Here is a 25,534-nt window from a genome sequence, read left to right as displayed (position 1 = left end):
CCAACTGTGCTGATCAGGGCCCTGCAAGGACGGCGGTGTGGCCTGCCCGCAAGGAGCCTTTGTCGATCTTGCCGACCGCGTTCTTCGGGATGGCTTCCACCACGACGTATGAGGCCGGGCGCTTGAAGCCGGTCAGGCTGCGCGCGCAAAGCGCTTCGAGCGCCGCGGGGTCGACGGTCGAACCGGGCCGGGGCTGAACGTAGGCGACCACCACCTCGCCCCACTTCTCGTCGGGTACGCCGATCACTGCGGCCTCGAGGACCGACGGGTCGCTCGCGAGCACGTCCTCGATCTCCTTGGGGTAGATGTTCTCCCCACCACGGATGATCATGTCCTTCGAGCGTCCGACCAGGGTCAGATAGCCCTCGGCGTCGAGGTGGCCCACGTCGCCCGTGTGCAACCAGCCGTCGACGACGACCCGGGCCGTGTCGTCCGGACGGCCGAGATAGCCGCGCATGATGTTGGGGCCCCTCAGGACGACCTCGCCGTCCGTGCCCGGCGCCGCCTCGGTACCGTCGGCGTCGAGGATCCGGATCTCCTGACCGGGGAAGGGAAGCCCCACGGTTCCTGCGCGACGGGGTCCCGCGACGGGGTTGATGGTGGAGCCGCAGGTTCCTTCGGAGAGCCCGTACCCCTCGACGAGGGGAAACCCGTACCGGGCCTCGAACCGGGCCAGCAACTCGGCGGAGGCAGGTGCGGCGCCGCAGACCGCGAACCTCACCGACGACGTGTCGGGCCGAACGTCGTCAGGGAGTGCCGCGAGCATGCTGTAGATCGTCGGGACGGCGCTGAAGAAGGTGGGGCGCTCCTGTTCGACGAGGTCGAAGAAGTGGTGGGGGTCGAACCGGCGGCCCGCGATGACGACACTGGCGCCGGCAAGAAGCGGCGTCAGGATGCTCACCACGATGCCGTTCACGTGGAAGAGCGGCAGGATCAGCAGGCAGCGGTCGCTCGGCCCCAGCTCGAGAGCCTGGCGTCCCATCTCCACCATGGCGTCGATGTTGGCGTGGTCGAGCATCACGCCCTTGGGTACCCCGGTCGTGCCGCTGGTGTAGATGAGGAGAGCCAGAGCGGACGAGTCCAGACGCGGTGCCTGTTCCCACTCCGGCGCCTGATGTTCGCTCAGTTCACCGACCGTGAGTGTGGTCAGGCCTGCCGTGGTTTGCGAACCGTCCTCGACCACGAGCAGGCGCGCACCGGAGTCCTTGAGCTGCCGGACCACTTCGACATCGGTCATGCTCGGGTTGACCGGCGTGATGGTGGCGCCGAGCCGCCAGGCGGCGAACAGCAGAAGGACGAACTCGACGCGGTTCGTCAGCTTGAGGGCGACGACGTCACCGGGACCGATTCCGAGATCGTGGAGCTGACGCGCCGTCCGGAGGACGCCGCTCAGCAGTTGGGCGTTGGTGAGGGACTGCTGCCCGTCCGATACCGCGGCCCCCTGGGGGTCGAGCTCGGCTCGGCGGTCGGGCAGAGAAGCGAAATTCATGGCGAACCTGTCTCGGTGTGATGCGATCCGGTCAAGTCGTCGACACGGCGGGTGCCGGGTCCAGCTGGCGGGAGAGGAACTCGATCTGGTCGCGGACCAGCGCCTCGAACGTCTCGCCGGTATAGAAGTCGAAGTGACCGGCGTCGTACCGCTTGATCTCTCCTTGGGGCGCGGTCCGGGCGTACCGCAGGGTCTGGGCAGGAGGCGTGACCGAATCGGTGTTGCTGACGCAGAAGAGGATGGGCATGGCGACCTTCCTTGCCGCACGCCCGGGCCGGTAACCGGCGATGGTCGGAATGACCCGTGCCGCCACTTCGTTGCGGAACGTTGTCCCAGCAGGCTGCAGTGCCTGGTATCCGGGGAGGGCGTCCGGAGCGTTCATGAGGGCCGGGGAACCAGGGGCGGCGGCGATGGGAACCATCGCGGGTGCCTTACCACGCACTCTGGCTGTCAGATCCCGGGCAAGTACGGGGGTCATTCTGAGCGAGGCGACCGGGCCGAGCGCGAGCGCGGAGGCGAGACCGTCAGTGAACGGGCATTGGGCCACGGCCGCGCGTAGTTCCGGATGTCGAGAGGCCACCGTGATGGCGTGGCCGCCGCCGAAGGAGCTGCCCCACACCGCGACGCGTGCGCGGTCGACATCATGGCGTGTCTTGACGTAGGCGAGGGCGGAGTCCCAGTCGGCCAGCTGGCGCTTGATCGACAGGAGCTGGCGAGGGTGGCCGCCGCTGTCCCCGAAGTGTCGGTACGTGAAGGCCAGGGAGGCGATGCCGGCCTGTGCGAAGCGCTCGGCGAAGGCGTCGAGGCGCATCTCGCGGGTGGCGCCCAGGCCGTGCCCGAGAACGACGACGGGCGGAGAGGTGACACCTGTGGGCAGGTAGAGCCAGCCGGCGCAGGTACTGTCGCCGGAGGGGAAGGTGACGTTGTGCCGGATGAAGGGCTGTGGTGCTGTCATGTCGAGTCACCGTTCATTCGTCGAGCGGCGCCCGGGCACGCTGCCCGAGGCGAGTGCCTGCGTGTAGGTGTCGGGCCTGTAGAGCGGGAGTTCGCCGGTCACGTCTGTCGCATTCAGGTAGCCGAGCATCAATGTCTGACCCTCCTGCGACATCACCCTGGCGAAGAACTCGGCGCGTTCGACGTGCAGACCGTCCTCCAGTGACATGGAGCCGCCGAAGTACACCGACCTCTTGGCAGCCGCGACCGATCCCTTCGATCGCTTGCCGAGGCGTTCCGCGAGTTCTATCGCCTGTGTGACCACCTTGTCCTGCGGAACGACCTGGTCGACCGCTCCATTGGCGAGAGCCTCCGCAGGTGTGAAGGGCTTGCCTTCGAGGATCGCTGCCAAGGACCGGTGGGTACCGATCAGGCGAGTCAACCGCTGGGTGCCGCCTCCGCCGGGAATGATGCCGAGGAGGACTTCTGGCTGGCCGATGAAGAAGTCTCCGTCAGCCATGACCCGCAGATCGCATGCCCAGGCGAACTCCGCGCCGAGGCCGAGAGCCGAACCGTTGAGGGCAGCGACGAAGAGGACACCGCTGCGGTTCATCCGGAGGAACGTCGTGTGCAGGCGCTCCAGTTGGAGGGCACCTCGCATCGGAGTCTTGCGCATCAAGGTGCCCAGGAGACGAGATCGGTCCACGTGCTTTGCCATGCGCACGACGGCGGCGGCTCCACGGCGGCCGACGGTAGGGCTGGCTGCGCCCTCTTCTTGAAGCCATCGGACCGCGGCATGGCTGACGAACCGTTCGGGATGCGCCCCGGTGAAGACGACGGCACGAATGTTCGGATCGCGGTCGGCCCGGTCCACCAGTTTGTCCAGCTGGGTGGAGATGTCGAGGCCGAACTCCTGGTGCGGGCCACCGTCGACACGGACGACCAGGACGGCTCCCCGGTCCTCGATCTTGAGATGGCCCTTGTCTTTGTACGGCATGAAGTCTGCTCCCGTGCTGAGTTCATGGAGGGGTGGGAAAGTGCGTGGGGACAGTTGCGGCCGCGAGTGGCAGTGATGGGGTCGTGTTCGCCCCGGGGGTTGTGTCCGCGCAGGCGGCATGAGACTGGGCAGCGCGTGACGACGGGTCCGGAGACGTACGCCGTGTCCGTGACGACATGTCGCCCACAATGTGTAACATTGCCGCGAAGACTTAGATAACCAAGTTATTTTAAATGTGTCAACGGTGGAGGCAGGCGAGACATGGCAGGGCGGGCGAGGGTCGAAGACGCGCAGGAGCGACTTGTCCAGGCGGCCATCGGTCTGCTGGCCGAGCAGGGGCCGTCGGCCATCAAGGCGCGCACGGTGGCTTCCGCGGGCGGACTGTCGACCATGGTGGTCTACAGCCACTTCGGCGGGATCCCTGAGCTGATGAGCGCCGTTGCCGACCATGGGTTCAAGGAACTCGGCAGAGCTTTTGCCCAGGTGCCGGTGACTGAGGATCCGATCGCGGAACTCTTCGCCATGGCCTTGACGTGTCGTCGAATGGCCCACGAGAACCCTCACTTGTACGACCTGATGTTCGGTCTGTCCACTCGCGCGACATACCGGCCGCTGTCCGACGCGGACCTTCGCCTGAGTGGGCACTCGCCGGCGTTTCGAGAAGCCCACGCCCATGTCGCCGCGGCGTGCGATCGGTTCGTGCGCTCCGGCAGGGGCCGGCAGCAGCGACCCGAGGTCATAGCCGCTCAGCTGTGGAGCTTCGTACACGGCTACATCACCCTTGAACTGGCCGAGCACTTCGTCGAGTTCGACGACGCGGTGATGCAGGTGCTTCTGCCGATGGGTGTGAACTTCTCTGTCGGCCTGGGTGACAGGCGTGAACGTGCCGAGGCCTCGCACGAGGCCGGCGCGCGCTTGTACGACTCCATCGTCCAAGGCCTGTGAGAAGGGGGGCGGCCGGGTGCCGCCCCTTGCGCTCCACGCTAGGGCGACCTGGTCTCCACGATGGGGCTGTTGGTACCCGGCGTGAGTTGGTCATGCCTCCCCAATGCCTCGACCTCCCGTTCCAGGGACGGGACCGCGTGGGCCGCGAAACGCCGAGCCCAGGGCCAGGTCAGCGGCGAGTTCAGTGCCCCCTTGGCCCAGTTGGCCACGGCGACGGCGCGCGGGACGTACACGCGGCTGCGTCGGCGCGCGAGCCCGTCGACGATCGCGGCGGCAGCCCGGTCGGCGCTGGTGGTGACGTTGCCCGGATAGGGCAGCCGTCGGCGCAGCCCCTGGAACGAGGGGAGGTCTGCCTCGGCGCCCCGGACGAGGTCCGTGTCGATCCAGGAGGGATGCACGAGGCCGACCGTGACCCCGAGGTGTGCCACCTCCTGGCGGTAGGTCAGGGCGAGCAACTCGGCCGCGGCCTTGCTCGCGCCGTACGAGGCCATCGCGGCCAGCGGCATGAAGGAGAGCGCGGACGCCACGACCAGTACATGGCCCCGGCTGCGCTCCAGATGGGGCGTCGCGTACTTAAGGGTGCGGAACACCCCGTTCAAATTGACGTCCAGGACCCGCTCGAACGACGCCTCGTCTGTCTGCCGCACCGTTCCGTACGCCACGACGCCGGCATTGGCGACGACGAGGTCGACGCCGCCCATGACCTCCGCGGCCCCATCGATCGCTGACCGGAGGGCGGCACCGTCACGCACATCGGCCTCGGACCATGAGGCGGCGGGGCCCAGATCATCGGCGAGGGCGCGCAGCCGATCGGACTCCAGGCCGATCAGGGCCACACGAGCCCCTCGGGCGGCGGCGAGGCGGGCCACCTTCTCGCCGATCCCGCGTGCCGCTCCGGTGACAACCAGCTTTCTGCCCAGCAAGTCACGTTTCATGGCGGCAACATAACTTCGTTATTTATGGAACACAAGGCGTCGCGCACAGGTTCCGTACTCGCTGCACCTGCTGGGTCTCATGACTGGACGAACCTATGCTGGCTGTCATGAGGCGGACATCCTTTGCTCAGTGGCCCTGCTCGATCGCGCGGACCATGGACCTGCTCGGGGACTGGTGGACACCCTTGGTGCTGCGCGAGGCGTTCTACGGGATCCGGCGGTTCGACGCGTTCCAGGAGTCGCTGGGGATCGCACGCAACACGCTCACTGACCGGCTGCGCCGGCTGGTGGAGGAGGGGCTGCTGGAGAAGCGGCCGTACCAGGCGGAGCCGGTTCGCTACGACTACGTGCTCACCGAGAAGGGGCGCGACTTCTACGGCGTGCTGCTGGTGATGAATCGCTGGGGGGACCGTTGGCTGGCTGGTGAAGCGGGCCCGCCGGTCGCGATGCATCACGAGGTGTGCGGGGAGGAAACCCATGCCGAGGTGGTGTGCGCCGCCTGTGGTGAGCCGATGACCGCAGACAACACCCGCGCTCGGATGGGTCCTGGCTATCCGCCGCACCTGGCCGAGCGGCCGGATGTGAAGGAGCGTTTCGCGGGCTGACTCAGTGGTTCCGCAGATCCGCACTCACCCTTGACAGGTAAGTCTATCTACGCAACTTTACAGGTCACAAGCTCACGTGGGTGTCATTGGCGAGAGGCTGCGGGATCATGGAGTGGACGGGCGCGCGCTATGCGGACAAGCCGACGGTTGAGGTTCACACCTGGATCGCCGCCCCACCGGCGGAGGTGTGGACGCTGGTGTCCGACATTGAGCTGATGCCGCGCCTGAGTCCCGAACTGCAATCGGTCGAGTGGCTGGATGGTGGAGGCGGCCCTGCCCTGGGGGCCCGATTCATCGGCCGGAGCAGTCATGAGTCCTTGGGGGAGTGGGCCACCACGTCCCACATCGTCGAGTGTGAGCCGTCGAGGAGGCTCGCTTGGGCGGTGGAGGACCCGTTGAACCCGACTGCGATCTGGCGGTTCTCGTTGGAGCCGCAGGACGGCGGCACTCTGCTGCGGGAATGGATGCAGATGGGGCCCGCTCGCTCGGGTCTCTCCTTCGCCATCGACCGTATGCCGGAGAAGGAGCAGAAGATCGTCTTCGTGCGCATGCGGGAGTTCGAGACCAACATGATCGCCACTGTCGAGGGGATCAAGAAGCTGGCTGAGGGCGCCGGGGCCTCTGGCGAGGCGACTCTCTGATGCGCACCTCTACCACGATCGAAGCCTCCGGCGCCGATTGGCGGCAGATCGTCGACTACGTCACCGAGGCGGAGAAGCTCGGTCTGGACATCTGCTGGGTGGCGGAGGCGTGGGGCTCCGAGGCGCCCTCGCCGCTGGGCTACCTCGCCGCGAGGACCGAGCGCATGCTGCTCGGATCGGGAATCATCCAGCTCGGCACCCGCACGCCGATGGCCATCGCCCGCGCCGCGATCACGCTGTCCCGGATTTCCGACGGGCGCTTCCTTCTCGGACTGGGACCCTCCGGGCCGCAGGTGATCGAAGGACTGCACGGAGTGCCCTTCGACCGCCCGCTGTCACGGATGCGAGAGACCGTCGAGATCGTGCGGCGGGCCGCGTCGGGGGAGAAAGTCGCCTACTCCGGGCGGGAGTTCCAGATCCCCCTGCCCGGCGGGGAAGCCAAGCCCATGCGGCTGTCGATGCGCGCCGAGTACGACATCCCGGTCTACCTGGCGACCCTCTCCCCGAAGATGCTGCACCTGACCGGCGAGATCGCGGACGGCTGGCTGGGCACCAGTTTCGTACCCGAGGGCGCCAAGGAGGCGTACTTCGACCACCTGGACCAGGGCCTGGCTGCCGCTGGTCGCAGCCGTTCGGACCTGGACATCTGCCAGGGCGCCGAGGTCGCCTTCGCCGAAGACGAGGACGCGCTGAGCGCAATGGTCGCCGGGCGCAAGAAGGAGCTTGCCTTCAGCCTCGGCGGTATGGGCTCGGCGACCACGAACTTCTACAACAACGCCTACAGCCGCCAGGGTTGGGCCGAGGTGGCGGCCGAGGTCCGGACACGTTGGCAGGCGGGGGACCGGGACGGCGCGGCCGGCCTGGTCACCGACGAGATGGTGCTGGCGACCACGCTGATCGGAACCGAGGACATGGTGCGCGAGCGGCTGCGCGTTTGGCGCGACACCGGTGTCGACACCGTTCGCTTCTATCCCGCCGGCGAGACCCTCGTCGCCCGACTCGCGACCCTGGGCCGGGCCATCGACCTGGTCCGCGACATCGAGGACGAGGCGGCACGGTAGCGACGGGTCATGCCGGTCAACGAGGGCCGCTCAGCGTCGGCGCCGTCGACGGGGTCCCGGTCAGCTCAGCCGCGGGCGCTGATGTCGTCGGCGGCCAGGCCCGACATCAGCAGGGTGATCGCGCGGAACGTCCTGGCCAGGGCATCTTCCCGATCCGCCGCGGCGGCGATGATCTGGTTGCCCTCGCACAGGCCTGCCAAGAGCAGCCGGGCGACGGTGGCGACAGGCACATCCGGTTGCAGGTCGCCGCGTTCGGCCAAAACGGTCAGGAGCCGTTCGATCGGCGGTTGGGCGATGGCTTCGTTGATGTGCCGGTACTGCTCGCCCAGGACCGCGGGTGCCTGGGCCATCAGCTCACGGTGCAGGGGGTCGTCGATGGTCCGCCGCAGGAAGGCGTGCGTGAGGTTGGCCACCGCGGTCATGGCAGGCTCGTCCGGCGTGGCCCGGACCGCCTCGGACGTCGCGTCGCTCCGTGTCAGCCAGAGCCAGCATCCTGGTTCGGCTACGCCCGGCCAAGGTCGGCTTCTCACCTCGTGCGAGCAGTTCCCGGAGCACTCGCTGTCCGGTGTATCCCGTCGCACCCAGCAACACGATCCTGCGCTTTCCCACGGCTCCGCCTGCCTTCCCGGATTCAGGGAAAGCGCAGGCAGTCCCCTATACGTCCATCGAGACCGGCGTTGGACAGGCAGCGCGAGGAGGACCCGCGGCGCAGCTGACCCGCGGAGCACTTCCGACGCAGACCCGGTCATGCGGTATCCAACCCGCGCATATCAGCCTGGCCGCGCGTCGACCGACACGCCTGCCCACACGCCGTTTCCCACCGGCCTCACACCGACATGACCAGGACCGGTGCCCGGGCATCGAGTGGGCATCCGCATGCTCAGTTGACACCCAGGCCCTCCATATCAGCTGTACCACTGGTTCGCTGCGTATGGCGCACCGGGGTGACGGACTGCGGCCTGGGCTGCGCAGCTGTGGCCTGATCGGACAACTCGCCGTCCGGCGCCATCGACTCGTGCGCTGGTCGGTACGGCGCGTCGCCGGACACTTCTCGGCGTGGCTCCACGTCCGCGGATGTGCTGACTCAAGCCTGTGCGTTCGCCGCCTGGGTTCGCGCTCACGTTCTCGCCGGTACCGGCCGCCGGAGCAGGTAGGCAGCTGCGATCGAGACCAGGACGGCCATGCACGCGATGAACACCAACCCGGCGCGCTCCAGGCCGATCGGGCCCGTCAGTACCCCTACACCGATCACCGGCACCGAGATGCCCGCATAGGCCACCACGAACAGCGTCGAGATCACCGCCGCTCGCTGCTTGGCCGGAGCCGCCTCGGCCACCGCGGCCACTGCTCCGCGAAACGACAGCCCCTGCCCGACTCCACCGACGAGCGCGCTCAGCACCACGAGCAGCATCAGGTCCCACCGCAGCGCCCCCGCGAGCAGCGCAAGCCCGGCGAGGAGCCCGGCGCAGCCCAGCGGCAGCGATCGCCCCACCCCGGTCCGGCCGACGGCCAGTTGGCCGGCGGTCGAGGAGAAGAAGGCCAGCGCGACGACCAGCCCGCTCACCGCGTGGTTGTCCACGTCCAGGGACTTCGCGAGGAATGCCGGGCTGACCGCCGTGAACACCCCGAACAGCGCGAATCCCACGAACGAGGCGATCGCCGCGGGCCCGAACACCGCCCGCACGGGCATGGGCAGGCTGGGCCGCTGCGGCCGTACGGTGCTCAGCGGCAGCCGCTCCCGTACCGTCTCCGGAAGCCGCAACAGCACGGCAGCGGAGCCGGCCAGCAGCACGAGGTGCACGGCGAACGGCAGGTACAGCGGCCGGACGGCGTACTGCGCGAGCACCCCGGCGAGCAGCGGACCGCAACCCAGTCCGCCCATGTTGGCGGCCGTCGCCACGAGCGTGGCCCGCGAGGCACCGCCGTACGGCGCCAACTCCATCACATACGCCGTGGCGGCCCCGGTGAACAGACCGGCGGACAGCCCCGACAACAGCCGCCCCGCATACAACCAACCAAGCCCGGTGGCGCACAGGAAGCAGACAGCGCTCGCCGCAGCGAATCCCAGACCCCACAGCAGCACCGCACGCCTGCCCACGGCGTCCGAGGCGTTGCCCATCAGCACCAGCACGCCGATGACCCCGAAGGCGTACACGGCGTACACGACGGTCACCGTCAACTCGGAGAACCCGAACATCTCCTGGTAAAGGGGGTAGAGGGGCGTCGGCAGTGTGGTGCCGGCCATGCAGACGGCGAACACCGCCCCGCTGAGCAAACACTCGCGCCACCCTCGGTGATCACCGTCCACGCCGCTGACGGTAACTCCCTGCGCTGCCCCGCTCCGACCCGGCGCGCCATCCGAAGCGGAGAGGGGAGAGAGACCAACTGAACAGCGCACACGGTTCCTTGAATGCGGTATCGACGGCTCCTTTCGGAGGATCCCCAATCAGCCGAATTGGGAGCGTCAGCCGGGACGCAGCGGGGATACTCGTTCGCGAATGCTGGTCAGGCCGTCGGGATCACTATGGGGATGAGGCGCGATGGCCATGATCCGGGAGACGAAGGGCAGGAGCTCGCGGCGGGACGGCAGCCCGTCAAGCTCAGCTGTGCGTTGTCGCTTACGTGTTCCGAAAGCCCTGGCCGGACGCTGCAGGACGAGGACCGTGATGACGTACACGCCGCCCCTTTGGCCCGTCTCCGTGAAGGGCGTCGCCCTCGACGCGCAGGACCGCGTGCTGCTGCTGAAGAACGAGCGCGACGAATGGGAGCTGCCCGGCGGCCGCATGGAAATCGGCAGCCCGGACGGGACCGTGCCGACCGACGCCAGCCCGGAATCCGCGCTGGAGCGGGAGATCAAGGAGGAGACCGGCTGGGCGGTGAAGGCCGGCCCACTGATCGACGGCGGCGTGTGGATCTACGAGCCCATCCCCGGCCGCAAGGTCCTGATCGTCACCTACGGCTGCTCCGTGCTCACCCCCGACCAGACACCGGTGGTCAGCCATGAACACAAACAGCTCGGCATGTTCACCGTCGACGAGGTAGCGGGGCTGAACATGCCCGAGGGGTACAAGCATGCCGTCGCCGCCTGGTACCGGTGCGACGCGCCCCTGGACGAGTACGAGCGGATGTAGACGACGATGCCCGGGGCAGAGATCGCGAAGAACCGACCAGAGACAGCCTCTTCGAACTCCCGCTCGTCACCGCTGTGGTCGATCTGTATCGGCAGGGTGCAAGCGTGCTTGCTGATCGCGTTCACGGACTTGACAGTTCACAATGTGCGCTCGTAGCCCCCGATGATGACGCGCTCGAGGTTCCAGCCGTCCGCACTGCAGGGCGTCCCCCCAGACGTTCGGGACACCCGCGCAAGTCATCGATGTGTAGATGCCGCCCCCGCGAGGAGGGCCTTCGTCTCGACGGCGTCGGGGGTGGTGCCGGTTCTGCGGTTGCTCCGGGGACGAGGGGGCCGCGGAGTACGGGGCAGAGTTGGCGGGGTACATCGCCTGTGACGAGCGTGCCCGCGGCGAGCCGAAGCGATCGGCGGGCTACTTGTTCGCGGCGTGCGTGAGCTCGCCGCCATCGGCGAGTAGCACGCGAACCGTGCCCCACACAAAGAAGGGCAAGGGGCCGTATCCGCTCCTCGCCACTCTCAACATACAGCGCGTGGGGGGCCTTGCGGCAAGGCCCTGGCGAGGGCGCAGAATCGGCGACCGTTGCTTGATCGGACGAAGGGGGAACCGTTACATGCGAGTGGTGTTGTCGTCTTACGGATCGCGCGGGGACGTCGAGCCGATGGCGGCGCTGGCGATCGCGCTTGGGGGGCTCGGGGCCGAGGTGCGGGTGTGTGCGCCCGAGGACGAGGAGTTCGCCGAGCGGCTGGCCGGCGTCGGGGTGGAGATGGTGCCGGTCCGTCTTTCGATCCGCGCGCTGGCGGCCGGGGCGACGTCCACGGCCGCGCCCTCCATGACCGAGCGGGTGGCGATGTTGGCCGCCGCGCAGTACGAGGCGGTGACCGTGGCCGCCCAGGGAGCGGACACGGTGGTCGCGACCGGTCTGTTCCCGGCCGTGGCCGGGGCCAGGACGGCGGCCGAGAAGCTGGGGCTGCGGTTCGCTTACGTGTCCTACTTCCCCGGCATGCCGTCGCCGCACCACCCGCCGTACCCGCTGCCCGGCCGGCCCCTCCCCGAGGGAGTCACCGACAACCGGACGTTGTGGGACCTGGACGTCGAGGGCCAGAACGCGGTCTACGGCCCCGGACTCACATCCTTCAGGAAGGAGGTGGGGCTGCCGCCCCTGGACAGCGTCCGCGATTACGCGATCACCGGTCGGCCCTTGCTGGCCGCGGACCCGGTGCTCGGGCCGTGGCGCGAGCCGGCGGATCTCGACGTCGTACAGACCGGCGTCTGGGTCCAGGGGGACGAACGCCCCCTGCCCGCCGACGTCGAGGCTTTCCTCCAGGCCGGGGAAGCACCGGTGTACGTGGGGTTCGGCAGCATGGCCATGCAGGGTTCGTCCGACGCCGCCGGGGTGGCCATCGAGGCGGTACGTGCCCAGGGCCGCCGTGTGCTCGTCTCCAGGGGCTGGGCCGACCTGTCGCTGATCGACGACCAGGACGACTGCCTGGCCGTGGGGGAGACGAACCATCAGGTGCTGTTCCCGCGCGTGGCCGCCGTCGTCCACCACGGAGGGGCGGGCACGACCACGACGGCAGCGAGGGCGGGTGTGCCCCAGGTGGTGGTTCCACAGCTCGTGGACCAGCCGTACTGGGCAGGCCGGGTGGCCACCCTGGGCATCGGCGCGGCCCACGACGGCCCGGTCCCGACCGTGGAGTCCCTGTCGGCCGCCCTGGCAACGGCCCTGACCTCCCAGACCACCGCCGCAGCAAGGGAGTTGGCGACCGCCATCCGCACCGACGGCGCGGAGAAGACCGCCAAGCTCCTCCTCGAAGGCTTCGGCGAACAGGCCTGACAGACCCACCCGGTCCCAAGTCCCCCGGGGAGCAATCAGAAAATTCCGCCCCACCGCCGGCGGGCGGGAGTGCGCACCAGGCCCGACCTGCACTTGCGTAAGTCCGCGGGAAGGTCCTCTGAGCCCTGTCCGTACCATCTGGGAGAGTCATGACAAGTAGGTTCACCGAGTTGATCGTTGACTGCCACGATCCGGAGAGGCTCGCGGCCTTCTGGTGCGAGGTCCTGGACTTCAAGGTGATCGACCGGAGCGAGAGCAAAGTCGAGATCGGCTCCTGGGTGCCGACCGTCGAGGATGTTCGGGCCCGCCAGATGCCGCCCACCCTGGTGTTCATCCGGGTGCCCGAGGGCAAGACCGTCAAGAACCGGCTTCACCTCGACGTCAGCCCGATCGACGGCAGTACCGAGGAGGAGGTGACCAGATTGCTCGGCCTCGGCGCCACCACGACGGATGTGGGCCAGGGATCAAACCGGAACTGGGTGGTCATGGCAGACCCCGAGGGCAACGAGTTCGACGTCCTGCGCACCCTGGCACCGCAGAAATAGGCTGCGAGCGGGCACCCGCGCCCCGTCACACACGGCAACTATCACGTTGCCGAGGAAAGCTCGATGATCACTGCCCTCCGGGCCGCCCGGCGCCGCGACCGCGTTTGGTGTGCAGATCAGGCTGGTCAAGCGGCCGCCTTACGGAGCTGCTTCGTGACGGGTAACGCGCGGGGCCTGTCCCAACAGTGTGTGGACGGGCCCCGTAATCGAGCGCCGGACAGGCCGTGCACCTGTATGTCCCCGCAGGAAGTGGGCCAGCTGCCTTGGACCGCCAACACGCAACCAGCCGACTGGAGTTGCAGCAGCCAGCTCAAGATCAAGTCTAGTGCGCGCCACCGGCATCTCCGCTCGACGCAATGGCCACACGGGCTGGGCTACCGTCAAATTCCGCGTCCTACTGTGTGCAAGGCACTGCCCTCCATCCGACCCACAAGGAGCACCAGGCCGTGAACGTCGAGATCCCCCCGCACGTGCGCGACACCGCCTTACAGTTCGGGGCCGGCGTGCCCTACGCCCTGAAGGTCCTGGCCGGCCAATTGGCCGACGATCCGGACATGGGCCGGCCCTCGACTCTGCCCGGCATCCTCACCGTGATGGTCGACGGCGATCTGTTCGAGGACTGTCCCGCCCTGGCCGTCGGCTATATCCGCGAGCCCGACCGGATTGAGATTCGGTACGTGAGCCGAGCCCCCTCCACCGAGCCGCCTGCCGCGAACGCCCCGGGCCAGAACCACGGCCAGGGCGAGAGGGAGGGTGAGCCTGCCGGTCCTGGTGCCGATGCGGTCACCGGGCGGCAGATCGCCGACGCCTGGCGACGCATCACCTGCTGGCTCCAGCACAACGCCTCCGACTCCCACGGGGCGCTCCGCTCCGGCGCGAGCCCCGCCACCCTCACCGGGCTGGAGCAGGATCTCGGCATCTCGATACCCGCCGACCTGCGCACCTTGTGGTCTCTCACGGCAGGCGACGACGGGGTCAACGGCGCGGGATGTCTGCCCGGCAACCAGGCCCTGATGACCCTGGACGCGGTAGCCGCCTTCCACCGGCAGCAGATGGACGCGCAAACCCACCAGGACACCCTCAACGACCGCCGCCCCGAGCACGACCGGATCACCGTGTGGAAGGCTGCCTGGATCCCTGTCGTCTCCTACGGCGTCGCTGACCGCACCTCGGGCCTGTATCTGGACGCTGTGACCGGCTATCTGGGCCGCTGGTCCCGCTATAACGAAGGACCCGGCGACGAACTCGACACTCTGGCCACGTACCTGGAAGACGTCGCGGACATGCTCGAAGCCCCCGGCCTGGCCACGCGGGACAAGCCCGGCCTGGTCGATGGGGCACTGGTGTGGGGCAGCAGGCTCGACTCCGCGCAGGAAGACCAGTGGCAGCCCCTGACCGGCTGACCCACCCGAGGAAGGGGGCCAACCCTGCGGGCCGGTCCCCTTCCTGCTGCACCTGCTGCCGCTGAGGCTTGCGTCAGCTGATCTTGCTCCACGTGCACGTGGTCGCGGTCGACGTGCAGTGCTCGAATCCGGGAAGGGTCACGAAGAATCCGTCACCGTCCAGCATCCGCCACGACGGAGCCGGGAACCCGCTGAACGCCCGCTGATTCTGTACGCTCGGGATCGCGGCACGCCCGCACCGCTCCGTACCGCTCGGCCCGTTCGTCGCCGTGCGGGTGTCCGCCAGGATGCCGAAGTTCGCCGAACCGTCACCCATCTTGTCGGTGAACAACTGGGCGCACTTGCTGCCCGACGTCACCAGGTTCACGCTCTTGGGGAAGCCGCCGGACTCGTGCGTCGAGGCCATCGCGAACTCGTCACAGTCGACCGACCCCACCGACGTATCCGACGGGTGCACGCTCCAGGTGTTGTCGCACACGCGCGTTCGGCTGTTGTCGGACGCGAGTCCCACCGCTTGGAGCCGGCGTGATCGGGCATCACCTGCTGCATGTACCAGTAGTACGCCCCGGCGGCCGGGTACAGGTTGGTGTCCACCGTCCAGTTCAGCTTGAAGAACGGCAACACGCAGCCCGGCGCCGACGGCTTGAGGATGTCGTCGCAGCGCGGCGCCAGCTCACGCATCGCATCCGTCCCGGAGGATCCGAAGTTTGCCGTGGCGATCGCGGTGTTGCTGGCGTCCACGGTCGCGGTCACCGACCAGCCCAGGTCGATGGTCTCCTTGCCCGTGCCGGACCAGGTCGTCTGGATGGTGCCCCACCGGCCGCTGTAGGGACTCGCGTCGGCTGCGGCCCAGTAGGCGGTGTCGCCCGCGGGATTGTTCTGGTTGTCGGCCCACCGGATCCGCGACGTCACACACGACGAGCACGTCGACTGGACGTTCCACTTCATCGTGACGCCTTTCAGCGCCTCGCCGATCGAGACCGGCACGATGACGATCTGCTGGTCGAACTCCCCGAAGTCCGACCCGGACGCACCCTTGTTCGGGTACGCCTTGATCCGCTGCTCGAAGTCGAACGTGGCGAAGCCGATCTGCGCATCATCCGCGTCGAAGAAGATCAGCTTCCCCGACCCGATGCTCTTGAGGCACGCCTCGGTGCGGGTCATGTAGTCCTTGCCCGCGGGCTGACTTACCGGCCTTGCGGGCCTTGGCCTCCGCCGCCTTGCGCAGCGCCTCGGCGCGATTTTTCGCCCGCGCCTCGGACTGCGCGGTGGGTGGGGACAGCTCGATGCAGAGCTTGCGTCCCTGGGCGTCCTGCTTGCCGCAGGTACGCTTCTGCGTCGCCTCCCGCTTCACCGCACCGTTCGCGTCGAACGTCGGCAAGGCCGGCCCCGGATTGGACCGGGTGAACTCGTCTATCTCCTGCACGGTCGGATCGATCGTCGACGACGCCTGCGCCGCCGGGAACTTCACATACGGCTCGATACGGAAGTCCGCCCACGGCGACCAGCTCGTCTCGTACAGGCTGCCGTCGTAGGCGGAGGTGCGGAACTTGTACAGCACGCCGGGCTTCAGGATGCCGTAGGGCACCGGCACCTTCGCCGTGCCGCCCGAGGCCACGTACGGCGACACCAGCACCCCGTACTGACCCGACCCGTCGAGGTCGACCTGCGCCTTCGGGGTACCGTCCGCGTTCGTGGTGTACACCTGGAATGTCAGGTTCGCGGTATCGCCGTCCGCGTCGGTCACCGTGTTGCGCAGCACCACCTCCGGAGTGATGACCCGCCAGACGGTGCCCGACTTGGAGAACTTGGGCCCGGCCGACGGCGTCTTGCCGGACACCGGCCGCTCACCCCCAGCAGCGATGGCCGCCAGATCCTGCGGCCCGGCGGCGGCCACCGCCGCGGGCGAAGCCCCTAGGCCGGACGCAGACGGGGTGGGCGCCGCCGCTGCGGTGCCCACCCCGATCAGTAACGCCAACACGACACCAGCAGCAACATGCCGCCATGTCGACGCGCGTAAGAGTCTCAATTCCTCAATCCCCCTTTGCAGATTCATGACTTGTGCACGACAACCCGGGACCCCATCACGCCCACACCCGAATCAATATGATCAAAATCATGGTTTGCAGTCCGGGGACTCATTCAGGCCATGCAGGCCAGGGGTGCGCCAGGGCTGAAGACGCAGCGTCGGTCAAGGCAACAACCCACCTCCTGCATAGGGGAGTTGGCGTTGCGTGGCGCACCCACGGCAGCACGGAGACGAGGAGGACGGCTGCTCGGCAGGAACCGCCAGCCTTGCCGAACGGGCCCTGGAATGGCTCGCCGAGCACGACCGCAGAACATCCAGCTCGCCAAGCGACCGAGGCAACAGCCAACGCAGCCGACCACATGAGTTCCATCGCCCTTGACACATCGATCTCGTGATCATCGTGAACAGGCGGCTCAGTCCTGCACTTTAAGCACGGCGACGCACAGGTTCGCCGACAGGCCGGCTCGAGAGTCTCAGAGGGCGGTATGTGACGTGCTGTCACATCTATCGTCACTGGAACGTGTGGGATCGCTGTCTCTCCGCTGCCCGGGAGGCATGGGGTGCTGACGTGACACCTGTGAGCGACCGCCAGTCCTACAAGAGCGACTTATCCGACGAGCGCTGGGCCCTGATCCCGCCCGTGATCACCCCGTGGAAGGCCCGGCATCCCTCCGTCTGCGGCCACCAGGGCAACTACGACGCTGCTGGAGCTGCCCGATCCGCCACTGCCCGTGCCGCGGGCCGCGAAGCTGCCGGACCATCCGGCCTACCAGCAGATCATGGCGGTGTTCGCCGCGGCCGATGCCCCGCTGCGGGCGCGGGAGGTTGTGAGGCGATGGACGTGGAGATCGCTCCCAGCAGCATCAACAACGTCCGTCTGAAGCTCAAGCGGCTCGCCGAGCGGGGGATCCTGGCCGAGACCGAGCAGGGGCTGTTCACCCTGCCACGGCCGTAGCCCCTCCGGCGGGCCGCAACCAGCCTGCTCAGCCCAACCGAAAGACCCAACCGGGCATCACCTCAGGTGCCGCCCTCTGGGGGCGCTCTCTCGCGCCGATGAGCGGACACGTCGTTCTGCCAGCCCGCCGAGAAAACCCGTTGCGAGTGACCCGCATCGGATGTCTGATTGATCGCCACCGATCAGGGGAGGGAACGTGAGGACGTCGCTGCCCACCCCCTCGTTGTCCACCGCCCGCCTTCGACTGCGTGCCTTCGAGGACGCGGATGCGAACGACCTCTTCGCACTGCACAGCAGCGCCTACGTGCTGCGCTACTGGGACGCGCCACCGTGGAGCGAACGCGCGCGCGCCGAGCAGTTCATCACGGCTTGCCGGCAGATGGCAGCGGAGGGCACCGGGGCGCGGCTGGCCGTGGACCGTGTTTCCGACGGGGCGTTCATCGGCTGGTGCAGCCTGAACAGATGGAATCCGGACTACCGCAGCGCGTCGCTTGGCTACTGCTTCGACGATGCAGCGTGGGGCCACGGCTACGCGACCGAGGCCGCGCACGCTCTGCTGTGGTGGGCATTCGACACGCTGGACCTAAATCGCGTCCAAGCTGAGACCGATACGCGCAACGTGGCTTCTGCCCGCGTGCTGGAGAAGCTCGGCTTCGTGCGTGAAGGGACGTTACGGGAAGACTGCGTCGTCAACGGCGAGGTCTCTGACTCGTGGGTCTACGGGCTGATCAGGCGAGAGTGGCAGCCATCGTCCGAGCCGGTTCTCGCCCACTGAATTCCGTCGCTCGGCACCCGGTATCGGCTAACCCCAAGCAACTGATCACTGCGCCTCATCCACACACAACGGCGAACCGGATAAGGGCTTACGTACCGTCCTCTCAGAACTCGCGCGCGTCCAACCGCAGCAAAGCCGACCAAGAGCGGAGTACATGGCTCCCACCAGCCGAGGGCTACCGATGCCAGTACGTCACTGACTGGATCGCCGACAAGACCCGTTGGAACCTCTGCGTCGATGCCACCGAACAGGCCGCTCGTACCGACGTGTTGAACGGCTGCCCGGACGTGCCGATCACCGTGACATTGGCTCACCGCGAACACCGCCGGCACGCAGTGAACTTGCAGGTGGCCACCGATCCGGGCGGCGGCCCCTTCGTGAGTACCGGCAGCAGACGCAGGCCTCGGAGCAGCAGCGACCCACGCCCCGTGAGAGACATTCGGTCAGTCCGGGCATCCGCGCCAGGGATGCCCGGAACCAGTCGGTCTGGGTCAGGCGCCTGCCTACTGGACGTCGACGAAGTCGCCGGTCGCCTTCGCCGAGCCGGTGGTGGTGGTGCCGGCGAAGACGAAGCGGTAATAGCCGTCGGAGACGGCCTTGGTGGTGGTGCTCAGGGTGCCGGTGCTGCTGGTCTTTACCGTCTTGAGGGTGGTGTAGGTGTTGCTGCCCTTCTTGCGGAACTGCAACTGCACCGGCTGGGTCGCGTAGCCCGCGTACTTGCCCGTGGTCCAGTTGGCGCGGCTCAGCTTGCCGGTGACCGTGATGGTCTTGCCCTTCTTCACCGGCTCCGGGGAGGCGTCGGCGGTCAGCTTGGCGGCGCGCTTGATCTTGGTCCTGGTCACGTCGTCGTTGTAGCTGGCATTCGCGTACAAATCGTAGGCGCCGAGGAAGAGTTTCCAGGTCCCCGCGGTGCCGTTGCCGTCCTTGAAGGCGACCGCGGGGTCGATGGTGAAGACCGTCTTGCAGCTGTAGCTGTAGCCTCCCTGGACCGCCGTTTCCGTGCAGGTGGGGGTGTCGTCCGACTCCAGGCCGCCGGTGATGGTGTCAGTGCTCGAACTGTCGGTGCCCTGCCACAGGAAGGCCTGGGTGACGGCGACGCCTTCCTCGTCGAAGGCGGTGAACGTGACTGTGACGGCCTTCTTGCCCGTCACACCGAGGACGATGTCCTTGCCGCCGTTGACGACCCCGTCCGTGAAGGTGGTGCCGCCCAGAGAGTCCTTCGGCTGGACGCTCCTCGAGGCGAAGGCTCTGAGATCCGTCGACGCCCCCGGGTGCTCCGATGCCTGGGCGGCGCCCGGAAGAGCGAGCGCCGAGAGTACGACGGCGCTGGAAAAGACGGTGGCCGCAGCGCGCATGCGCATGTGATCCCCCCATAGTGAGGTCGAGAGGCCCTGCCGAACTGTCCCCACGGCAGGGCCTGTTGATGGCATGCATCGTATATGTGTACGAATCTGAATCGGCTCGGAACACGCCCGACCCCTGCAGAAGCTCATGGCGTGGGAGAGCGGAGGATGCCGCCGAGGTCATAGCTGTAGTCGGGTGACGGGTAGAGGTCCGTCGGGAAGAGGTCCGTCGGCTGGGAGCCCGGCGTGGGCACGTCGGCAGGGTCGGCGGTCGGCTTGCCGTCCGGGCTGCACACCTGCGGTGCTGAGGGCTCGGACAGCTCGTAGTCGGCGACCCGCTTCGACCGGAAGTCCACCGTGGCCCGCCCCGAGATGTCCTCGCAGCCGCCGACCTAGACCTCGGACAGCGGGGTCATCGGCTCGGCGTGGCCCGTGCCGCTCCTGGCGCATGTCTGACGGTCGACCCGTCGATCGGTATGCACATGCCAGAAGATTGGTATGGACCAACTCTCTTCAATGCGCCGACCGGATCCCAGTGGAGGCAGCACATGCGAAGACCGTCGGTACTTCTCACCCTGCTCGCCGGGCTGCTTCTGCTGGTCCTGGCTCCACCCGCCGCCGCGGCCACACCAACCGCCGCGTTCTCCAAAACGTTGATGTGGGAGGGGGGTTACCAGGGCGCGTACACCATCACGAACGCCGGCAGTACCGCCCTGTCGGGCTGGAGCGTCGAGTTCGACCTTCCCTCCGGCACCACTGACGGCTCGTACTGGGACGCACTGCTCACCCAAAGCGGCAACCACTGCACCTTCAAGAACCGTGAATACAACGGCACACTGGCGCCGGGTGCGTCCGCCTCCTTCGGGTGGGTGTCCAACGGCACCGGCACGCCCACCGGCTGCAAGCTCAACGGCACGTCCTGCACGGGTGGTTCGAGCACCGACACCGCGCCTCCCAGCACCCCGACCGGAGTGACTGTCGGCTCCGCGACCAGCTCGGCCCTGACCGTGCGCTGGGGCGCCTCGACCGACGATTCGGGCTCCGTCGCCGGTTACGAGATCTCGCGTGACGGCGGCACGCCCGTCAGCGTCACCGGCACCTCGTACACGGCCGCGGCGTCGCGGGCCCGCACGCGGAACGAGTAACTCGTGCCGGCCCGCAGCCCGGTGTTGATGCACACCTCGCGGCCTGCTCTCGCCCAAACTCGCCGTCAGCAACCTCCGCGCTAGGGCACGAGGACGATCTTGCCGTGGGTGTGGCGGCGTTCGAGCTCGGTGTAGGCCTCGCGGACTTGCGCCATCGGGTAGACGTTCGCGATCGGCACCTCGAGGCGTCCGTCAGCGATCAGGCCGGCAAGCTCGGCGAGCACCTTGGCGCCCGGCCCGGCCGCGACCCCTCCGTCGGTCTTCACCCCGTGCTTCTCGGCGGCCGCGAAATCGGCGATGGTGTCGATCCGATCGGTCGGGACGCCGAGGGCGAGTGCCAGCTCGACGTACCCGTCGCCGAAGGTGTCGATGAAGGCGTCCACGCCGCTGGGCGCGGCGGCCCTGATGCGGTCCGCGACGCCCTCGCCGTACGCGACCGGGATCACGCCGTGGCTCTGCAGCCACTCGTTGTTGCTCCCGCTCGCCAGGCCGATGACCGTGGCCCCGGTACGGCGCGCGAGCTGGACGGCGAGCGAGCCGACTCCCCCGGCAGCTCCGGAGATGACGACGGTCTCGCCTTCCTTGGGCTGGACGGCGTGTACCGCCCCCCATGCGGTTACGCCGACGACGTACAGGCTGCCGGCCACCTCCCAGGAGACCTTCTCCGGCTTGCGCGTGAGGTCACCGGCCTCGACCAGGACCAGCTCGGCCTGGGAGGCGCGCTTCTGGGTGAATCCGATCACCTCGTCACCGGGCGAGAATCCGGCGACCCCGGCGCCGACCTCCTCGATGATCCCGGCGAGGTCGCTGCCCTGCCCGGAGGGGAACGTCGACGGGAACAGGTCCGCCACCGCCCCCGTGCGGATGGCCGCCTCACTGGGGTTGATGCCGGCCGCTTTCACCCGTACGAGGACCTGCCCGTCCCTGGGCACCGGGCGTTCCACCTCGTTGACCCGCAACACGTCGATCCCGCCGAACTCGTCGTACCTGACCGCCTTGGGCATGATCTCTCTCCTTCGACTCGCTGAAGCTGACTTGGGTGTGGGCTACGCCCGCCGGAGTTCGAGCACGGGAATGATGCGGATTCCGGCAGTGTGGCGTGCGTACTCGGCAAAGCCGGGGTAACGCCGTGCTTGCTCGGCGTAGATGCGGTCGCGTTCGGCGCCGATCAGTTCGCGAACGGTCACCCGGTAGGTGGCAGTGCCGCGTTCGATGGTGCCCTCACCGGCGGCGGTCAGGTTGCGGTACCAATCCGGGTTGGTGGGTGCTCCGCCCTTGGTTGCGAAGACGTAGACGATGTCCGGCGCGGTGTCGTCCGGGAGGTACATCGTCGGGCTGACGTGCTCCTGCCCGCTCTTGCGGCCGCGGTGATGGACGAGGACCAGCGGAGCGCCCTCGAAGACCCCGCCGACCCTGCCCTCGTTCGCTCGGAACTCTGCGATGGTCTTCGCATTCCGGTCGAGTGCTTCGCTCATGTCGAACTCCTGCCGTTAACGATCCGGGTTATGCGCTGGGAGAATGAGCTGTAGGGACAGAGCGGGTTCTGCGGAGGATCTCCCTTCGGTCGGCGACCTCCTGCCGGGAGGCGGGCCACTGCGATCCCATCCACCAGGCAGGTGAGGAGGCATCACCGGAGGCGTGACTCCTCGGTGCAATGGGACGTCTCGGCTCGTAGGACATGGCGGGACTTCTTGTAGGCCGCAAATGGGTGAACGGAGCCCGGCGGGTGGCTCAGGCTGTGGCGGCCGAGGCCATGCGCAGCGGTGCGAGCGCGGTGCTCCAGGCGATGACCTGGTCGAGCATCGTGTTCAGGGCGGGCAGGTTGTGGTCGCCGGGCTTGAAGACGCTGAAGTTCTCGAATTCGGTGATCATCGACAGCGTGACCTGCTGGCGTACATCGGTCATCTGGAGCTCGGCGACGACGAGCCGCAGCTGTTCGACGGCCCGGACGCCGCCGACCCCGCCGTAGGACACGAAGCCGACTGCCTTGTTGTTCCACTCGGCGTAGAGGTAGTCGATGGCGTTCTTCAGTGAGCCGGGGATGCCGTGGTTGTACTCGGGTGTCACGATGACGAACCCGTCGAACGAGGCGACCTTGGCGGCCCATTGCTTGGTGTGCTCGTGCTGGTACTGGCCGAGCATTGGCGGGAGCGGCTCATCGAGGTGCGGCAGGGGGTGGTCGCGGAGGTCGATGAGCTCGAACATGGCGTCGTTGCGGCGCGAGGCGATATCGAGAACCCACTTCGCGACCTGTTCGCCGTTGCGGTTGGGGCGGGTGCTGCCGAGGATGATGCCGATCTTGAGGGTGCTCATGACGTTGACTCCTTCTGCAGCGGGGGCGCTAGGCGGGGCTGCTGTCGGTGCGTCGGGCGCGGACGGTCGCAGTCAGCTGCAGGCGCCGCGCGGCAATGCCCTTGAGTTTGGTGATGCTGTGGGCGTAGCGGTCGACGGTCGCGGTGGCCTCCACCGCGATCTCCTCCCCGTCGACTTCGGCCCTCGCCACGGTGAAGGTGACGGGTGCTCGGACACCGTGCGCGGTGAGCAGCCCCTGGAGCGTCCACGCGCCGGCCTCGTCCTGTTCGGCCCCGATGCAGGTGAAGACGATGTCCGGGTAGGTGGCCGTGTCCAGCAGCGTCTTGGACAGGACTTGGCGGTCCCGGTTCTTGTTGCCGGTGTCGAAACTGGCCGCGTCCGCGACGGCGTCCACACGGGTCGCAGTCAACGGCTCGGCGAGGGAGACGGTGCCGCCGCGCAGTCGGAAGCTGCCGCGGACGGTGCCGAGTCCGAACATGTGCTTGGTGGCGACGCTGACCTGGGAGCGCAAGGCATCGATGTCATACCGGCCCGGCTTCGGGGCTGTGGTGGTCATCATGGCCTCCTCTCGATTGATCCTTCATCGCTGCGAGGACTCTGGTCGGCGCCGGTCACCAGACCTTCATGCCGCCGTCGACAACCAGGTCGATGCCGGTGACGTAAGAGCTCTCGTCGGACGCGAGGAACAGCGCGACGTTGGCCACCTCCTCGGGGCGGCCGAACCGACCGAGGAGTGTGCGGCTGGTCATCTGGCGGGCCCACTCGCCGTCGGCCAGGTCTCCTCGGGTGGCGTTGCTCTCGATGAGGCCTGGCGAGATGGAGTTGACGCGGATTCCGTGCTCGCTTCCCTCCAGGGCCAGTTGACGGGTCATCCCGATGACCGCGGCTTTGTTCGTCGTGTGGGACAGCGACGGCAGCAGCTTGAAGCTGAGGGAGCCGTTCAGGGAGGCCATGTTCACCACCACGCCGCGACTGGCCCTCAGGTGCGGCCAGGCCGCACGGGTGAGGTAGAAGACCAGGTCGACCTCGTCCCGGCGGGCGCCGTCCCAGTCCTCGTCGGTGACCTCCTCGATCCAGGCGAAGCGGTTGCGGGCGGCGAGGTTGAACAGCACGTCGATCCGGCCGAACTCGCCCACCGCGACATCGACGAGCCGTGCGCACTCGGCAGGATCGGACAGACGGCACGGTTGCAGGGACATCATCGAGCCGCCCGCCGCCCGGACCAGCCCGACCGTCTCCTCCGCCGGCTCGACCGTCACATCGCAACCGACGACGAGCGCGCCCTCCCGGGCGAAGGCCAGCGCGGTGGCGCGTCCCATGCTGCCGCCCGTGCCTGTGACGACGCAGACCTTTCCTGCCAGACGGCCCGTCATCTCACTGCCCTTCCTTGGCAGCCGCCGCGGCGAGCTTGTCCGCCTCCGCGACACCCACCTGGTCCGTCAGCTTCGGCACCTCGTCGAAGTACCAGTAGATGACCTCGCGCGCCGGGCCCGCCGGCGGCGAGGCCCAGTCACAGAAGAGTTCGGTGGTCACCGCCAGCGCCGTGGTAGGCACCGCATCGGCGTGCCCGAGACGGTCGACCCCCACCACGGTGAGCCCGGCGTCGGCCAGCCTCACCGCGACCGCCCGGCCGAGGACACCGCCGGCCCCGGCCACGAACGCCACTCGATCACTCATCGTCTGCTCCGTTCGTCTCTGGCGGTTCAGGTTGGAGGGGCCACGGGGTCAGACTCGCGCCGAGGCAGGTGAGTGCTCATCACCGGAACCTGGTGATTCGGCGTCGTTGGCATGCCACGTACACGCCTGAGGCCGACCGTCGCGACGAGGGACACCAGCCAGCGATCGTCCGGGTCCAGCGCGAGGCCCGCGCGATCCTGGAGACGCTCGGCGCCCCGCGGACCGACACCGGCGAGATCCGCAACGCCCAAGCTGTCATCCGTCTGGCAGAGGGCGGCCCGACAGCGGACCTGACTGCGGTAACGCCGGTCTCGACGGAACCGCGCCCGCCGTCCACAGCGCCACGGTGGTCGAAGCCCAGTTCCTGGCCGCGCATGCGCACCACGCACTCGGGGAGGAGCGGGAAGCCGAGCGGGCTGTCGAGGACTCCCTTCGCACTCGCCGAGCCGCAGAGGCTGGTCATGCCGTTCATGATCGCCGGTGCCGGGGACCTGCTGGAGGCGATGCCCCGGCGCTGTTCGGCGCATCCCGCGCTGCTCACCGACATCCTCGACCTCCTCCGCGGATCGACCCTGTCGGCGCGCCACACCCAGAAGGGCTGGCAGGCTGCCTGGGACGAGGCGGCAGGCATCCTGTCCGCACGGCTCCGCCAGGCCCCCGCCTCGAGTAGCGACCTAGCATTAAGAGGTCCTAACAGAAGTTGTTGATCATGTGACTGTTGGTTTGCCCGCTCGTTGGTCTGGTCGTGGGAAAGCGACAGTCACGGCCTTGGATCGTG

General features: G+C 68.0%; 28 protein-coding genes and 1 pseudogene. 12 read left to right on the top strand and 17 right to left on the bottom strand.

Going from position 1 to position 25,534, the window contains the following annotated elements:
- Positions 1-13 precede the first annotated feature (13 nt).
- From ACFY1L_RS48885 to ACFY1L_RS48875, 3 genes are read right to left on the bottom strand one after another with little or no spacing between them, the layout of a single operon-like run.
- Entirely contained in the window at positions 14-1,489 is a 1,476-nt protein-coding gene (locus ACFY1L_RS48885) for a class I adenylate-forming enzyme family protein (protein ID WP_388841025.1), read from the bottom strand.
- A 31-nt stretch (positions 1,490-1,520) separates the two neighbouring features.
- Positions 1,521-2,444 carry an alpha/beta hydrolase gene (locus tag ACFY1L_RS48880; RefSeq protein WP_388841023.1) on the bottom strand — a complete coding sequence of 308 codons (924 nt, stop codon included), beginning with the start codon at positions 2,442-2,444 and terminating at the stop codon, positions 1,521-1,523.
- A 6-nt stretch (positions 2,445-2,450) separates the two neighbouring features.
- The gene (locus ACFY1L_RS48875) at positions 2,451-3,419 is read right to left on the bottom strand and encodes an enoyl-CoA hydratase/isomerase family protein (protein ID WP_388841020.1); all 969 of its coding nucleotides are present in this window, start codon (positions 3,417-3,419) and stop codon (positions 2,451-2,453) included.
- A 261-nt stretch (positions 3,420-3,680) separates the two neighbouring features.
- On the opposite strand from ACFY1L_RS48875, the gene ACFY1L_RS48870 reads away from it, so the two are divergent.
- Positions 3,681-4,364 (top strand): TetR/AcrR family transcriptional regulator, encoded by a 684-nt coding sequence (locus tag ACFY1L_RS48870; RefSeq protein ID WP_388841017.1) that lies wholly within the window; start codon positions 3,681-3,683, stop codon positions 4,362-4,364.
- 38 nt (positions 4,365-4,402) lie between these two features.
- Here ACFY1L_RS48870 and ACFY1L_RS48865 read toward each other — a convergent pair whose 3' ends face one another.
- Complete coding sequence (locus ACFY1L_RS48865; protein WP_388841014.1) at positions 4,403-5,299, bottom strand: short-chain dehydrogenase/reductase; 897 nt, start codon at positions 5,297-5,299, stop codon at positions 4,403-4,405.
- A 107-nt stretch (positions 5,300-5,406) separates the two neighbouring features.
- On the opposite strand from ACFY1L_RS48865, the gene ACFY1L_RS48860 reads away from it, so the two are divergent.
- The 3 genes from ACFY1L_RS48860 to ACFY1L_RS48850 all read left to right on the top strand — a co-directional run bounded on the left by ACFY1L_RS48860 (position 5,407) and on the right by ACFY1L_RS48850 (position 7,606).
- Positions 5,407-5,904 carry a winged helix-turn-helix transcriptional regulator gene (locus tag ACFY1L_RS48860; RefSeq protein ID WP_388841011.1) on the top strand — a complete coding sequence of 166 codons (498 nt, stop codon included), beginning with the start codon at positions 5,407-5,409 and terminating at the stop codon, positions 5,902-5,904.
- Positions 5,905-6,011: 107 nt separating this feature from the next.
- Positions 6,012-6,545 (top strand): SRPBCC family protein, encoded by a 534-nt coding sequence (locus ACFY1L_RS48855; protein WP_388841008.1) that lies wholly within the window; start codon positions 6,012-6,014, stop codon positions 6,543-6,545.
- Positions 6,545-7,606, top strand: a complete 1,062-nt coding sequence (locus ACFY1L_RS48850; RefSeq protein ID WP_388841005.1) for an LLM class flavin-dependent oxidoreductase — start codon at positions 6,545-6,547, stop codon at positions 7,604-7,606. The genes ACFY1L_RS48855 and ACFY1L_RS48850 overlap by 1 nt, the downstream gene beginning before the upstream one ends.
- A 65-nt stretch (positions 7,607-7,671) precedes the next feature.
- Here ACFY1L_RS48850 and ACFY1L_RS48845 read toward each other — a convergent pair whose 3' ends face one another.
- Together ACFY1L_RS48845 and ACFY1L_RS48840 are read right to left on the bottom strand one after the other, a co-directional pair.
- Entirely contained in the window at positions 7,672-8,028 is a 357-nt protein-coding gene (locus ACFY1L_RS48845; RefSeq protein ID WP_388841002.1) for a hypothetical protein, read from the bottom strand.
- Between the two features lie 695 nt (positions 8,029-8,723).
- The gene (locus ACFY1L_RS48840; RefSeq protein ID WP_388840998.1) at positions 8,724-9,914 is read right to left on the bottom strand and encodes an MFS transporter; all 1,191 of its coding nucleotides are present in this window, start codon (positions 9,912-9,914) and stop codon (positions 8,724-8,726) included.
- A gap of 358 nt (positions 9,915-10,272) precedes the next feature.
- Between ACFY1L_RS48840 and ACFY1L_RS48835 the strand changes: the two genes are divergently transcribed.
- The 4 genes from ACFY1L_RS48835 to ACFY1L_RS48820 all read left to right on the top strand — a co-directional run bounded on the left by ACFY1L_RS48835 (position 10,273) and on the right by ACFY1L_RS48820 (position 14,519).
- Positions 10,273-10,737: an NUDIX domain-containing protein gene (locus tag ACFY1L_RS48835; RefSeq protein WP_388840996.1), complete on the top strand. Its 465-nt coding sequence runs from the start codon at positions 10,273-10,275 to the stop codon at positions 10,735-10,737.
- A 610-nt stretch (positions 10,738-11,347) separates the two neighbouring features.
- On the top strand, positions 11,348-12,571 hold the full coding sequence (locus ACFY1L_RS48830; RefSeq protein WP_388840993.1) for a glycosyltransferase: 1,224 nt from the start codon (positions 11,348-11,350) through the stop codon (positions 12,569-12,571).
- 149 nt (positions 12,572-12,720) lie between these two features.
- Positions 12,721-13,116 carry a VOC family protein gene (locus ACFY1L_RS48825; RefSeq protein WP_388840990.1) on the top strand — a complete coding sequence of 132 codons (396 nt, stop codon included), beginning with the start codon at positions 12,721-12,723 and terminating at the stop codon, positions 13,114-13,116.
- A gap of 446 nt (positions 13,117-13,562) precedes the next feature.
- A complete protein-coding gene (locus tag ACFY1L_RS48820) occupies positions 13,563-14,519 on the top strand; it encodes a hypothetical protein (protein ID WP_388840987.1) in 957 nt (318 codons plus the stop codon).
- Positions 14,520-14,592: 73 nt separating this feature from the next.
- Here the strand turns inward: ACFY1L_RS48820 and ACFY1L_RS48815 are convergent, their stop codons facing one another.
- From ACFY1L_RS48815 to ACFY1L_RS48805, 3 genes are read right to left on the bottom strand one after another with little or no spacing between them, the layout of a single operon-like run.
- A complete protein-coding gene (locus tag ACFY1L_RS48815; protein ID WP_388840984.1) occupies positions 14,593-14,925 on the bottom strand; it encodes a hypothetical protein in 333 nt (110 codons plus the stop codon).
- On the bottom strand, positions 14,883-15,683 hold the full coding sequence (locus ACFY1L_RS48810) for a hypothetical protein (RefSeq protein WP_388840981.1): 801 nt from the start codon (positions 15,681-15,683) through the stop codon (positions 14,883-14,885). The genes ACFY1L_RS48815 and ACFY1L_RS48810 overlap by 43 nt, the downstream gene beginning before the upstream one ends.
- On the bottom strand, positions 15,616-16,359 hold the full coding sequence (locus tag ACFY1L_RS48805) for a hypothetical protein (RefSeq protein ID WP_388840978.1): 744 nt from the start codon (positions 16,357-16,359) through the stop codon (positions 15,616-15,618). Before ACFY1L_RS48805 ends, ACFY1L_RS48810 begins: the two co-directional genes overlap by 68 nt.
- Positions 16,360-17,125: 766 nt before the next feature.
- Here ACFY1L_RS48805 and ACFY1L_RS48800 point away from each other — a divergent pair.
- Positions 17,126-17,241, top strand: a pseudogene (locus ACFY1L_RS48800) (IS5/IS1182 family transposase); the annotation flags it as partial.
- Positions 17,242-17,699: 458 nt separating this feature from the next.
- Positions 17,700-18,278 carry a GNAT family N-acetyltransferase gene (locus ACFY1L_RS48795; protein WP_388840975.1) on the top strand — a complete coding sequence of 193 codons (579 nt, stop codon included), beginning with the start codon at positions 17,700-17,702 and terminating at the stop codon, positions 18,276-18,278.
- Positions 18,279-18,781: 503 nt separating this feature from the next.
- On the opposite strand, the gene ACFY1L_RS48790 is transcribed toward ACFY1L_RS48795, so the two are convergent.
- Positions 18,782-19,639, bottom strand: a complete 858-nt coding sequence (locus tag ACFY1L_RS48790) for a hypothetical protein (protein WP_388840973.1) — start codon at positions 19,637-19,639, stop codon at positions 18,782-18,784.
- 128 nt (positions 19,640-19,767) lie between these two features.
- On the bottom strand, positions 19,768-19,977 hold the full coding sequence (locus ACFY1L_RS48785) for a hypothetical protein (protein WP_388840970.1): 210 nt from the start codon (positions 19,975-19,977) through the stop codon (positions 19,768-19,770).
- A 192-nt stretch (positions 19,978-20,169) separates the two neighbouring features.
- On the opposite strand from ACFY1L_RS48785, the gene ACFY1L_RS48780 reads away from it, so the two are divergent.
- Positions 20,170-20,766: a cellulose binding domain-containing protein gene (locus ACFY1L_RS48780; RefSeq protein WP_388840967.1), complete on the top strand. Its 597-nt coding sequence runs from the start codon at positions 20,170-20,172 to the stop codon at positions 20,764-20,766.
- 80 nt (positions 20,767-20,846) lie between these two features.
- Here the strand turns inward: ACFY1L_RS48780 and ACFY1L_RS48775 are convergent, their stop codons facing one another.
- The 6 genes from ACFY1L_RS48775 to ACFY1L_RS48750 all read right to left on the bottom strand — a co-directional run bounded on the left by ACFY1L_RS48775 (position 20,847) and on the right by ACFY1L_RS48750 (position 24,756).
- The gene (locus ACFY1L_RS48775) at positions 20,847-21,770 is read right to left on the bottom strand and encodes an NADP-dependent oxidoreductase (protein ID WP_388840964.1); all 924 of its coding nucleotides are present in this window, start codon (positions 21,768-21,770) and stop codon (positions 20,847-20,849) included.
- A 42-nt stretch (positions 21,771-21,812) separates the two neighbouring features.
- Positions 21,813-22,241: a nitroreductase family deazaflavin-dependent oxidoreductase gene (locus ACFY1L_RS48770; protein WP_388840961.1), complete on the bottom strand. Its 429-nt coding sequence runs from the start codon at positions 22,239-22,241 to the stop codon at positions 21,813-21,815.
- 256 nt (positions 22,242-22,497) lie between these two features.
- A complete protein-coding gene (locus tag ACFY1L_RS48765; protein ID WP_388840958.1) occupies positions 22,498-23,079 on the bottom strand; it encodes an NADPH-dependent FMN reductase in 582 nt (193 codons plus the stop codon).
- Positions 23,080-23,107: 28 nt separating this feature from the next.
- Complete coding sequence (locus tag ACFY1L_RS48760; RefSeq protein WP_388840954.1) at positions 23,108-23,635, bottom strand: YceI family protein; 528 nt, start codon at positions 23,633-23,635, stop codon at positions 23,108-23,110.
- 55 nt (positions 23,636-23,690) lie between these two features.
- On the bottom strand, positions 23,691-24,452 hold the full coding sequence (locus tag ACFY1L_RS48755; RefSeq protein ID WP_388840951.1) for an SDR family NAD(P)-dependent oxidoreductase: 762 nt from the start codon (positions 24,450-24,452) through the stop codon (positions 23,691-23,693).
- Position 24,453: 1 nt separating this feature from the next.
- On the bottom strand, positions 24,454-24,756 hold the full coding sequence (locus tag ACFY1L_RS48750; RefSeq protein WP_388840948.1) for a hypothetical protein: 303 nt from the start codon (positions 24,754-24,756) through the stop codon (positions 24,454-24,456).
- A gap of 374 nt (positions 24,757-25,130) precedes the next feature.
- On the opposite strand from ACFY1L_RS48750, the gene ACFY1L_RS48745 reads away from it, so the two are divergent.
- Entirely contained in the window at positions 25,131-25,463 is a 333-nt protein-coding gene (locus tag ACFY1L_RS48745; protein WP_388840945.1) for a hypothetical protein, read from the top strand.
- The last annotated feature ends 71 nt before the right edge of the window (positions 25,464-25,534 follow it).

Source organism: Streptomyces sp. NPDC001663, assembly GCF_042893105.1.
Classification (GTDB): Bacteria; Actinomycetota; Actinomycetes; order Streptomycetales; family Streptomycetaceae; genus Streptomyces.
The sequence above is the reverse complement of the archived record's forward strand: the minus strand, read 5'-3'. Positions and strand labels throughout refer to the sequence as shown.